This is a genomic window from Corynebacterium sp. (assembly GCF_043426755.1).
GTDB lineage: Bacteria > Actinomycetota > Actinomycetes > Mycobacteriales > Mycobacteriaceae > Corynebacterium.
Map to the genome: position 1 here is coordinate 1 of NZ_JBHWRP010000011.1, position 9,285 is coordinate 9,285.

General features: G+C 60.6%; 9 protein-coding genes. 4 read left to right on the forward strand and 5 right to left on the reverse strand.

Annotation, left to right across the window (positions count from 1 at the left end):
* The 4 genes from truB to ACHFGA_RS01350 form a co-directional block, all read left to right on the forward strand.
* Positions 1-762, forward strand: a 762-nt coding sequence (truB, locus tag ACHFGA_RS01335; RefSeq protein ID WP_394280678.1) for a tRNA pseudouridine(55) synthase TruB, incomplete at its 5' end; no start/stop codon positions are given.
* Between the two features lie 152 nt (positions 763-914).
* Positions 915-2,258, forward strand: a complete 1,344-nt coding sequence (locus ACHFGA_RS01340; RefSeq protein WP_394280679.1) for a hypothetical protein — start codon at positions 915-917, stop codon at positions 2,256-2,258.
* Positions 2,258-3,751, forward strand: coding sequence for an SLC13 family permease (locus ACHFGA_RS01345; RefSeq protein ID WP_394280680.1), 1,494 nt, complete (start codon positions 2,258-2,260; stop codon positions 3,749-3,751). The genes ACHFGA_RS01340 and ACHFGA_RS01345 overlap by 1 nt, the downstream gene beginning before the upstream one ends.
* Positions 3,752-3,782: 31 nt before the next feature.
* Positions 3,783-5,015: a glycerate kinase gene (locus ACHFGA_RS01350; RefSeq protein ID WP_394280685.1), complete on the forward strand. Its 1,233-nt coding sequence runs from the start codon at positions 3,783-3,785 to the stop codon at positions 5,013-5,015.
* Here the strand turns inward: ACHFGA_RS01350 and ACHFGA_RS01355 are convergent.
* From ACHFGA_RS01355 to rbfA, 5 genes are read right to left on the reverse strand one after another with little or no spacing between them, the layout of a single operon-like run.
* Complete coding sequence (locus tag ACHFGA_RS01355; protein WP_394280681.1) at positions 5,012-5,671, reverse strand: 4'-phosphopantetheinyl transferase; 660 nt, start codon at positions 5,669-5,671, stop codon at positions 5,012-5,014. The genes ACHFGA_RS01350 and ACHFGA_RS01355 overlap by 4 nt on opposite strands.
* On the reverse strand, positions 5,671-6,483 hold the full coding sequence (locus ACHFGA_RS01360) for a metallophosphoesterase family protein (protein ID WP_394280682.1): 813 nt from the start codon (positions 6,481-6,483) through the stop codon (positions 5,671-5,673). Before ACHFGA_RS01360 ends, ACHFGA_RS01355 begins: the two co-directional genes overlap by 1 nt.
* A 2-nt stretch (positions 6,484-6,485) precedes the next feature.
* Positions 6,486-7,790, reverse strand: coding sequence for an MATE family efflux transporter (locus ACHFGA_RS01365; RefSeq protein ID WP_394280686.1), 1,305 nt, complete (start codon positions 7,788-7,790; stop codon positions 6,486-6,488).
* Positions 7,784-8,746: a bifunctional oligoribonuclease/PAP phosphatase NrnA gene (locus tag ACHFGA_RS01370; RefSeq protein WP_394280683.1), complete on the reverse strand. Its 963-nt coding sequence runs from the start codon at positions 8,744-8,746 to the stop codon at positions 7,784-7,786. Before ACHFGA_RS01370 ends, ACHFGA_RS01365 begins: the two co-directional genes overlap by 7 nt.
* Complete coding sequence (rbfA, locus tag ACHFGA_RS01375) at positions 8,746-9,186, reverse strand: 30S ribosome-binding factor RbfA (RefSeq protein WP_394280684.1); 441 nt, start codon at positions 9,184-9,186, stop codon at positions 8,746-8,748. Before rbfA ends, ACHFGA_RS01370 begins: the two co-directional genes overlap by 1 nt.
* Positions 9,187-9,285: the final 99 nt, after the last annotated feature.

Below are 9,285 nucleotides of genomic sequence, written 5' to 3' on the forward strand. Positions count from 1 at the left end.
CCGCTGGCCACGGGCGTGCTGGTAGCGGGCGTGGGCCGGGGCACGAAGTTGCTGGCGCATCTGGTCGCCCACGACAAGGTGTATGCTGCGACGATTCGCTTGGGCCAGGCCACCTCCACGGAAGATGCCGACGGGGAGATCATCGCCACCTCCGATGCCTCGGGTGTCACGGATACCCAGATCGCCCAGGCGGTGGCGGACCTGACCGGGGAAATCATGCAGGTACCCTCCGCGGTGTCGGCGATCAAGATCGGTGGCAAGCGCGCCCACGAACTTGTCCGCGAGGGCAAGGAGGTTGAGATCCCGGCGCGCCCGGTGACGGTCTTCAGCTTCGATATCGTCGACACGCGCCGTCATGGGCAGCTTGTTGATGTCGATGTGCGCGTGCGCTGTTCCTCCGGTACCTATATCCGGGCTCTGGCACGCGACCTCGGCCAGGCAGTGGGTACAGGTGCGCATTTGATCGCTTTACGACGAGAAGCTGTGGGCAGTTTTACTCTGAAGGATTCTCGCACGCTGAATGAGTTGGAGAACTCTCCTACTTTTTCTTTGAGTATCGATGAGGCGTTGAAGCGCGTGTGGCCGCACGTTCATGTGAGCGAGCAGGAGTTTGCGGACTTGGCCATGGGTAAGTGGCTGGAGCCGCGCGGGCTGGAGGGTGTCCACGCCGCGGTGGGTCCGGATGGGCGTGTGGTGGCCCTGGTGCAAGAAAAGGGCAAGCGCTTATCGACGATTTTTGTGGCACGCCCCTCTACTCTTTAAGCATCGTTCTTGCTGCCCAGAGGGCTGCACAACCAGGATGAAAGCTTCCTCATTCTGGTGTCATCTTTACTTCACGCAGCGGTTCCATACTTGGTTATTGACGTTATTGACGATTTCTTTTCGTCTGGCACTAACCAAGGAGGACCACCCCTATGCGCCGAGATTTTCGCACTCGCATAGTCGGAATCTTCGCTGTCCTCATCGCCCTATCTTTCACGGTAATGCTGCTGACTACCCGGCAGGTGATGCAGTCTGTCATCACGCAGGAGGCATCAGCGGACATCGCCCAAGAAGTCGATGAGTTTACAACCTTCGCGGAGACCGCCAAGGACCCGGACACTGGCGAGCCGATCGACAATGCTGCTCGGTTGCTCGAAGTGTATCTATCACGGCAGGCCCCAGATTCTGGGGAAGCCATCGCCGCGGTGGTGGACGGGACGCTGGTAGAAAACTCGACGGCTCCCCGCCCCTTGTCTGCGGAAGGCCCGTTGGTCACCGATGTTTTGGCTTCACCTGCCTCTTCTGGTGCTTTCGATGACGACGCTCATGGCGAAGTTGTGTGGGGCAAAGTCTCCATCACTGCGGGCACCAATGATGCCACGCTGATCGTCGCGAGGTTCCTCGAGGAAGACCGCGCCGTCGTCGGTTCGAACCTGCGGTTGATCACGCTGATTGCTCTTGGGTCCGCGCTGATCGCCATCATCATTTCGTGGATCGTCGCCGGGCGACTGATTAACCCGGTACGCCAGGTGGGGCGCGAGGCCTCTGAACTGAGCTTGGTCAAGCCTGGCTCCACGTTGGAGACGACAGGCCACCCCGATGCCGACGCGCTGGCTACGACGTTCAACACGATGCTGAAGCGTGTCGACGCCACCGATGAGGCTCACCGCGGGGTGATGCGCCGCACCGTCCATCAACTGGAGACGGCGGGCTCCTCCGCTAACGGCAAGGCGCACACCCTCGAAGCTTTGCGCACGCTGCAGGAACTGCCTGTCGGCCGCCGCATTCCACCGGCTACGCCAGCGACTCTCGACCACCTGTACACCCGCATCCGTACCGCGGTACGCGATGAAATCGGTGCCCGGGTCAGCTTTTCTTCAAAGAATATTGAGGATCTTGATGTTGAGCTCTCCCCCGATCTGATTGTTCAGGCTGCACGCCATGTCGCCCGCTCCGCGCACGTGCGCGCTGGTGAGGGGATTATCTCTATGCGCATGGAGTTTGTTGACGGCGAACTAACCATCGACGCTGCCGACAGCGCGGGTGTGATCGAAGCCGAGAACCTGCCTGCGTTTTTCGAATGGGACCCGGATCCCCTCGCCATTGAAAATCTTGCGGACCACACCCATCTGTCGCACGCCATCATCCGCATCGTCGCCGATATCCACGGCGGCCACGCATGGGTGGAATCTGAACCAGAGCTGGGCACCCGCATCGGTGTGACAATCCCCGCCCCGTTGACCTACCCGGACGATGAAGAACAAGAGGAGGAATAATGAGCTTGCCGAACTTGCCGACGAGGTATGCCACAACTCCTCCGCCCGAGTATGACCTCTCCCCTCCCGCCGGTTATGGCGATGAGTTTCTGCCGGAACTGCGGTGGACACCGAAGCTTCTCATCCAGATCATCACCGCCCTAGCGATCGTCATGTTCTGGTTGCTGCCCACCCCCTTGGAGCCGGAGGCCCGAACCACCCTTGTGGTGTTTGCTACAGCGATTTGGTTCTGGATCTTCTCTTCTGTTCCCGACACTTATGTGGCTTTAGTCGCGGTGTCCGCGGTGGTGCTTTTAGACATCATCAGCGTCGATGCCATGTTCGCACCACTCGGGCACGACACCACGTGGCTGCTGATTGGCGCGTTCATCCTGTCCACGGCGATTACCTCCTCCGGGCTGGCCCACCGCGCAGCAGTAGCGCTGACCGTGGGCGTATCAAGCCCGCACGCACTGGTTCACCTCTTGACGTTTGCGACGGTACTGACGGCATTCGCGGTTCCCGCGACATCCGGACGCGCAGCCTTGATCCTTCCGGTCTTTGTCACCATCGCGGCGGTAGTGCCCGAATGGTTGCGACGCGTCCTAGCATTGAGCCTGCCGTCAGTCGTGCTCTTTTCCGCTGTCGCATCGCTGATCGGTGCCGGCGCCCACCTGATCACCAATCAAGTACTCGCCGGAAACGAATTTGAGGCAATCAGCTTCTCCCGCTGGATCGTGCTTGGTTTCCCCTATGCGCTCATCGTGTCGCACACCGCGGCAGAGATCATTTTCCGCGCATTTTCCACCAGCGAGCAACGCGCGGAAAAGCTGTCCATCACACGACGCAAGCTCACCCGTGACCATCCACTCTCCAACCGGATGCAACGCAGCGAGGTCATGGCCTTGAGCATCCTCGGCAGCGCCATCGTCTTGTGGTTCACAGAAAACCTGCATGGCATCCCGCCTGCGTTGGTGGCAGTTCTGGCGGCACTGTTAGCATCGTCACCGGTTATCGGTATCACGCATTTCGGCGACGCCATCAAGAAGGTGCCGTGGAACCTCCTGCTGTTTATGGCAGCAACGGTCGCCTTGGCCCAAGCACTCACCGACTCCGGTGCAGCGCACTCACTGGCCACCATCGCCTTCGGCACTCTGCCAGGCTGGCTCTACGTCGTGATGATCATCCTTGTGTCGACGGCCGCTCACCTGGTCATCCAGTCACGGTCCGCACGCTCCGCGGTACTCATCCCGATCGTCATCGCCACCGCCCCTGTCGCAGGCATTAACCCCGTAGCCGCCGCGTTCATCTCCACCGCTGCCGCAGGTTTTTGCCACACCCTTCCGGCTTCAGCGAAGCCCTTGACGATCTTCCGCGGCGACGACGAAAACCCACGGTTTAGCAACCAAGAGCTGCTTCGGACCTCCGGGCTGCTCGCACCCATGTTCCTCGCAGTCACACTGTTTTTCGCTTTCGTCGTATGGCCGGCGCTTGGCTTGCCGCTATTTGCTTAACTTCAACCCAGAAAGGACACTTCCTATGTCTATGACCATGTATTCCCCAGCCCGCATCCTTGTCGCGCCTTCCGGCTTCAAGGAGTCCCTGTCCGCTGTGGAGGTCGCCGACGGCATCGCAGCCGGCGCGCGCCGGGTACTTCCAGGTGTGCGCGTGGACCAGTTCCCGGTGCCCGACGGTGGTGAGGGGACGCTGGAGATCCTGTCTCAACGCCCCAACTCCCGCTTCCACACTTCCCAGGTCACCGGCCCGGTCGGCCAGGCGGTGCGTTCCCGGTGGCTTGAATTTACCGGCGCTAGCGACGAAGACTCAATCGCTGTCATCGAAATGGCCTCCACCGCAGGGCTTTCGCTCGTACCACGTGATATGCGTGACCCAGGTGCGACCACAACAACGGGTGTGGGCCAGCAGCTTGCAGAAATCCTCGACCACGGCATCCGCCGCATCGTCGTAGGCTGTGGCGATTCTGGGACCTCCGATGGTGGCGCTGGTGCCCTGCGCGCCCTCGACCTAAAAATCTTGGATGTCAACGGGGACGAAATCCCCCAAGGTGGTGCAGCACTGACACAGGCACACACCTTGGACGCCAGCCAGATGCATCCCGCCCTCGCCGAAGCCGAGATCACTCTGGCCTGCAATATTCACAACATTCTTACCGGCCCGCGAGGCGTCGCTCGCGTCTTTGGCCCACAGAAGGGCGCCACGCCAGAACAGGTGGAACAGTTGGAACACGGGTTGGAGCACTTTGCTGATTTGCTCGTCGATACGTTCCAGCCTCACGCAGATATCCATTCCGGGCGCGGCTCTGGTGCCTCCGGCGGGCTGGGCGCAGGACTGATGGCGATTGGTGCGACCGCACGCGACCGCTTTGACGTGTTGCTGGGCGACCTGCCTGCCCCTGAGGACATCGACGCCCTGATCGAGAAGGCTGACCTGATCATCACCGCGGAGGGCGCAGTCGATTTCCAGACTCCACGCGGCAAGGTTCCTGCAGAAATCGCCCGCCGCGCGCAGAACACCGGTGTTCCGGTGATCGCTTTGGCAGGTTCGCTGGGCAAGGGTGCGGACAACGTCTATGAGGTTGGTATTTCCGCTATCCAGTCGATCATGACGGTTCCGATGGCTTTGGAGGACGCGGTACGCGACGGGCGCAAGCTGCTAATCGACGCTACCGAGCGCGCCATCCGCATGCTGCAGATCGGCTGCGTGGTCGCGGCCCGCCAGGAGCAAGCCGTGCGCCACCGCTACCAGCGCGCCAGCTAAAGCACCGCGGTCGCAGCGACGATGAAATCACCGCGCACCGCCCACCGCCCCTCGATGAACGGCACCGGCGTCGGCCGCACTAGCAGGTAGGCGATGAAGGTGCCGTCGGCACGCACGTCAACCTGTGCGTCCTCGAAGCCGAGCCAGCGGTGCGTCATGGGAAACCAGGCCTTGTACACCGCCTCTTTGGCACAGAACAGTAGTCGATCCACGTGCAAGTTGGGGCAATCGTCGTGAAGTGCCTGCAGATTCTCAAGCTCGCCGACGCGCGCGATCTGCTCCAAGACGCCTTCCGGCAACGCACCGTTCGGTTCAGCATCGATGCCCAGTGAGCGCACCTTCGCAATCGGCGCGGCAACGGCTGCGCGGAAACCTTCGGTGTGCGTCATCGATCCCGTGTAGCCGGCAGGCCACAATGGCATGCCGCGCTCGCCCTTCAAGATCGGGCCTTGGCCGACCACCCCCAGTTCGGCTAGGGCCTGGTGCGCGCACCAGCGCGCGTCTCCGAATTCCGCTTTTCGACGATCCACTGACGTACTGACCAATGTCTGCTCCTGCGGATCTAGGATCTCGAAATTGGCCATGTCCTTTGATTCGGGGTCAGTGAGAATGTAAACGTAGCGGGCTGCTGCCGGAAACAGTTCCGTGTCTTGCATTACTGTTTCACCTCCATCACCGGGTAGGGCCAGGGCTGTGTGTGGTGGCCTTCCCTCTCCCACTCCTTGGGGTACCCCAGGGACACTTCGATGTGTTTGACACCATCGATGATGGACGTGGACGGCATGTGGAGGTGCCCATAAACGACAGCTTTGGCGTTATAGCGTCTAGCCCAGCCGCGGGTATGCCGGGTGCCGCACCACAGGGCGATTTCGCTCCACCGCATCGCCATGGTCGGTTCTTGCACCAGCGGCCAGTGGTTCACCAGAACAGTCGGGCCGTTAATGCGAGACAGGCGCTTGATGGAATAGGTCAGTCGGTCCCAGCACCAGGCGCGGATATCGACGAACGGGGCGATGGCCACCTCATCCGTCATCATGATCTGCTTCCGCTTCGCCGCAGCGATAGCTTCCTCCACGCTCATTCCCGGACCGCGGAAGGAATAGTCATACAGCGTGAACAGTGGAACCACGGTCACACCACCGAAGACTGGGTAAGTATCCTCCGGGGTGACCACGCCGATCTGGCGTAGCTCCCTGACCAGTTCCTCGTATTTAGCCCGCCCCTGGTGCAGGTCAGTCGTCCGTGAAAAAAGTTCATGGTTGCCCGGCACCCAGATCACTTTCGCGTAGCGCTGGGCGAGGTCCTTAAGCACTCGGACAACCAGCTCTGTGCGCTCCGCAACATCACCTGCGACGATCAACCAGTCTTTCGGATTGGGTGGAACAAGCCGGTCGATACTGTCATGGTTGGCTTTGGCCGCCGCGTGGAGATCGGAAACGGCCCAGAGAGTGATGGGGGTGGTGGCCATGGTTACAGGTCTACCACGGCCCATGCCATCGAGCGGAAGCGAATGACCACGCCGACCAAACGGATCAAAATAAAGGCGAGCAGGCCCACCCAAATCCCTGTGAGTCCCCCACCGACAAGGTGGCTGATCCAGACGCCTGGCAAAAAGCCCAGCAGCACAGAGGCGATGGTGAGATTACGCAAGAAGGCCGCATCACTAGCTCCCAGCAGTACACCGTCGAGGGCGAAAACCACACCCCCGGCCACGATCATGATGAGCAACAGCCACCACGGCACGAACATTTGGTCCAGCACCGCCTGGTCGTTGGTAAAGATCGACTGGATCCACGGCGCGCCTAGGCCAAAGACGAGGGCAAGTCCACCAGCGAACACCGTGGAGTACAGGGTCACCTTGGTGCCCACCTTGCGCGCATCATCCACATTGCGGCTCCCCAAGGCTGAACCGGTCAGCGTTTGCGCAGCAATCGCCAAAGAGTCCAACACCAGTGTGATGAAGTTCCACAGTTGAAGCATGATCTGGTGTGCCGCCAACGCCACGACACCGACCCGGGCGGCGACTGCCGCCGCGGAGATGAAGGCCACCTGGAAAGACAAAGAACGCAAAATCAGGTCCCGTCCCAGCACCAGCTGGCGGCGCATCACGTGCCATCGTGGCGCCCAACTGCCGTTGTGGCTTCGCGCCAAGGCAATAAGGAAGCAGCTAGAGGTGATGGTCACCCCTAAAACGTTCGCCGCAGCCGAGCCCACCAGTCCCCACCAGTTCACAAAAATCGGGATGGCAATAGCCCCGGGGATCACACCAGCAAGCGTGAAATACAGTGGCCAACGCGTATTTTGCACACCACGCAGCCAACCATTTCCGGCCATCACGGTAAGAGTAAGCGGAATCGCAAAAGCTGAGACATGAAGCCATTGAGCTGAGCGTGTCGCGGTGTCCGCATTTCCTGTCAGCGCAAAGGCGATGGGGTACGCAAAGATCCACACGAGGGTGGCCAACAAGAGCCCAACCCCTATCCCCACCCAGGTGGCCTGCACGCCCTCAGCCACTGCCTCCTCACGCTTGCCTTGGCCGTAAAGGCGGGAGGCACGCGCCGTGGTGCCGTAGGACAAGAACGTCAGCTGGGTGGTCACCGTGGATTGCACGGTCGTGCCTGCGGCTAGGGCGGCCAGTTGTTCGGCCCCCAACCTGCCGATCACGGCGGTATCAAGGAGTAGGTACAGCGGTGTTGCCGCCAACACGCCAAGCGCGGGGAAAGCAAGCGAGAAGATGGTACGCGCTGAAATCTCGCTTGCCTTGACCGTCACGATTCGCGAAGGGCATCGATCAGCTTATCGACGACCTCCTCTGCACTCCCTACTGCCGAATAGCCGGCGGCCGGTTTATGCCCGCCCCCTCCGAGACGCTCCGCAACCTCAGACACATCTGTGTCACTCGAACGAAGCGAGACCGACCAGTATCCCGGGTGCATCTCTTTGAGCACCACGCCGATATCGGTACCTTGGAGCACACGCACGTAGTCAATCACCGTCTCGATCGCCGGTTGGGACATGCGATCATGATCTGTGGCACCCGCCACCAACACGGCAACATGGTGCCCGTGCGCTTCACGGATGGATACCCCAGACATAATATTGCCCAGGTGATGCAGGTCGGTTGCCGACATACTATCCATCAGGTCCATGGAAATCTGGCGCGGATCCAAGCCATAGTCCATCAGTTCCGCGGCCAGGGTATGCATCCGTGGCGTACCCCATTTGAAGCTTCCCGTATCGGTGACCAGGCCCGCATAGAGGCAGTATGCAAGTTCATAATCGAGCGGTACATCAAGGTGCGTCAGCACGTCACGCAACAGCGTCGTCGTCGATTCAGCATCCTCAACGAAGTTATAGCGCCCGAAACCAGGGTTGGTGACATGGTGGTCAATGACCAACACCTGGGGCGCGGCGGCAATCGCATCAGCCAGCATGCCAGTGCGATCCAGGGAGGCGCAGTCGACGGTAACCACCAGAGCGTCGTCGTGAAGCTTGTCTCCCAGCTGAATCTCTTCAGCACCCGGGATGCACTGCAGATTTTCCGGGAATGGGAACGGCTGCCCAATCTGCATGACCACCTCCTTACCCAGGCTGCGCAGGGCGCGCGCAAGGGCCGTGGCGGAGCCGACAGCATCAGCGTCTGGGCGGATGTGCGTGACGACGACCACCCGTGGCGCCTCCTGCAGAATCCGGGCCGCGCCAACGCTATCGACGGCTGAACGCGTGGACATTAAACCTCGTCGCTTTCAGTTTTATAAGGATTAGCATCACCGGCAGGCTTCGCGTTCTTTTTCAACTCGGCCAATTCTTCGTCGCGGGCGCGTGCCTTAGCCAACAGTTCTTCCATGCGCGCAGATGCCTCCGGCACCGTGTCCAGCTCAAAACTCAGCGTCGGGGTAAAGCGGACGCTCAACTCGTCACCGACGATCTTGCGCAGTTGGCCCCGCGCGCGGTGCAGTGCCTCCGCTGCCTGGTCATAGTCAGGCTCATCATCAATGTTTTGGCCACGCACCGTGTAGTAGACGGTGGCATCGTGCAAGTCGCCAGTCACCCGCGTGTCGGTGACGGTGATCAGTTCCATGCGGCGATCCTTGATGTCGTGTTCGATCGCACTGGCAACGATCGTCTGGATCCTCTTAGCCATTCGATTTGCACGTGGGTTCTCAGCCATGTCATCTCCTCGCAGAAAGTAAAGGACTAGTGGTCTTTAGCTCTCCCAGTGTACCTAACACTGTGCGAGATACCGCACCGCGCAGAAAAGCGCCACACG